This is a genomic window from Photobacterium sp. BZF1 (assembly GCF_014349205.1).
In the GTDB taxonomy this organism is placed as follows: Bacteria; Pseudomonadota; Gammaproteobacteria; order Enterobacterales; family Vibrionaceae; genus Photobacterium.
On the sequence record NZ_JACSOF010000288.1, the window covers coordinates 1 to 1,940 of the forward strand.

Annotated in this window: 4 protein-coding genes; all 4 read left to right on the plus strand. The window is 42.6% G+C overall.

Annotated elements, in window-relative coordinates; translation table 11 throughout:
* The coding region (locus BIZ37_RS29985; RefSeq protein WP_304622274.1) for a deoxyribodipyrimidine photo-lyase at positions 1-638 on the plus strand (638 nt) is incomplete at its 5' end.
* A gap of 51 nt (positions 639-689) precedes the next feature.
* Positions 690-1,121, plus strand: coding sequence for a nuclear transport factor 2 family protein (locus BIZ37_RS29990; protein WP_187464652.1), 432 nt, complete (start codon positions 690-692; stop codon positions 1,119-1,121).
* Between the two features lie 2 nt (positions 1,122-1,123).
* The gene (locus tag BIZ37_RS29995) at positions 1,124-1,864 is read left to right on the plus strand and encodes an SDR family NAD(P)-dependent oxidoreductase (RefSeq protein WP_187464653.1); all 741 of its coding nucleotides are present in this window, start codon (positions 1,124-1,126) and stop codon (positions 1,862-1,864) included.
* On the plus strand, positions 1,861-1,940 hold an 80-nt coding region (locus tag BIZ37_RS30000; protein WP_187464654.1), incomplete at its 3' end, for an NAD(P)-binding protein. The genes BIZ37_RS29995 and BIZ37_RS30000, both read left to right, overlap by 4 nt.

Below are 1,940 nucleotides of genomic sequence, written 5' to 3' on the forward strand. Positions count from 1 at the left end.
GTCCAATGTGTTTGGATGAACCTGAAAGCGGTGCCTTTAGTTGGCTCAATGAGATTATCTGGCGTGAGTTTTACCGCCACTTGCTCGTTGCATACCCTGAGCTTTGCCGTAATCAACCTTTTCAGCAATGGACCAATAAAGTGCACTGGCAATCATCGAGTGAACTTTTGGTCGCATGGCAACAAGGTATGACGGGTTTCCCCATTGTCGATGCCGCTATGCGCCAGTTGAAGCAAACGGGGTGGATGCACAATCGATTAAGGATGATAACCGCCAGTTTTCTAACCAAGGATCTACTTATTCACTGGCAGGCGGGTGAGCAATGGTTTATGTCACAGCTCGTTGATGGTGACTTTGCGTCAAACAATGGCGGTTGGCAGTGGGCTGCGTCAACAGGGACAGATGCACAGCCCTATTTTCGGGTATTTAACCCCACGACACAGGGTGAACGCTTTGATCCAAAAGGAGAATTTATCCGTACTTGGTTGTATGAGTTAAAAGACGTGCCAGATAAGTATATTCATCAGCCACATTTATGGGCAGGTAGTGATAGTCTCAATTACCCCAAGCCGATTGTTGATCACAAGCAGGCAAGATTACAGGCAATCAGTGCATTTAAGACAGCTAAGGAAATGTGAGTGCACCTCTGGTAACTATCATTAATAGCCCTTGAGCGTTCTGGAGTTTTTATGGATGAGCAAAATATAGCGTTAGCAGATAAGTTCGTTGCAGCTTATCAAAATCTCGATAAGCAAGATTTGTCTGAATTAAAAGATATCTATCACGCCGATATTGTCTTTGAGGATCCGGCTCATCGTATGGAAGGTTGGGGGCAACTTTCGGATTATTTTGCTCGTTTATTCGATGCAGTGGATTACTGCAGTTTCAATATAACTGAGCAAGTGTGTCATGGCGACACAGCGTACGTGCAATGGGTGATGACATTTCAACATCCAAAGTTACAGTCAGGAAAAAGTCGCTTGGTTAATGGTTGTTCGAGATTAGTGTTTGCTGACGGCAAAGTTATCCATCACCGTGATTACTTCGATATGGGCCAAATGCTGTATGAAGGGATCCCACTGCTGGGACCTATTGTTCGCAAAATTAAAGCGAGATTGTAAAAATGACCAATAACAAACAAGTACTGATCACAGGTGCCAGTTCAGGTATCGGCAAACAACTTGCTATTGACTATGCGAATAATGGCTGGTCTGTACTTGGTTGTGGGCAAAATGCAGAACGTTTACAGGCATTATCCGAGTTAAATGACAATATCACGACGGTTAATTTCGATGTTACTAATAATCAAGATGTGCACGAGAAATTATCGGCTTTAGATGATGTACCAGATTTAGTCATTTTAAATGCCGGAACCTGTGAGTACATCGAGCATGGTCATATTGATGTGGCTTTGTTTCGTCGTGTCTATGAGGTAAATATATTTGGCTTGCTTAATTGTATTGAAGCATTGCAATCATCGTTTAATTCAAACACTCACCTCGTCATTATCGGTTCAACGGCGTCTTATATCCCTTTACCACGAGCAGAAGCATACGGCTCTTCAAAGGCTGCGATTGCCTATATCGCAAATACCTTGGCAATTGACCTGGCAAATAAAGGTGTCACTGTCAGTTTAGTTAGCCCAGGTTTTGTCAAAACCCCATTGACTGACAAAAATGATTTTGCGATGCCCATGCTAATGTCGCCAGAATTCGCATCAGAAAAAATTCGTGAGGGTATAGCAGCGAAGAAAAAAGAAATTCATTTCCCGCTCAAGTTTAGTTTGTTCTTAAAATTTATCGCCTTGCTACCTATTAGGCTGCAATTGGCTACCGTGAAACGTATGACAGGAAAAACCTCATGAAAATAGCAATTATAGGTAGTGGGATCTCTGGTCTAACATGTGCTCATTATTTGAATGATCATCATGACATCACTCT

Bases quoted from the DNA above. Each gene is read 5' to 3' on its own strand.
- BIZ37_RS29990 (WP_187464652.1), top strand. From the start codon at position 690: ATGGATGAGCAAAATATAGCGTTAGCAGATAAGTTCGTTGCAGCTTAT.
- BIZ37_RS29995 (WP_187464653.1), top strand. From the start codon at position 1,124: ATGACCAATAACAAACAAGTACTGATCACAGGTGCCAGTTCAGGTATC.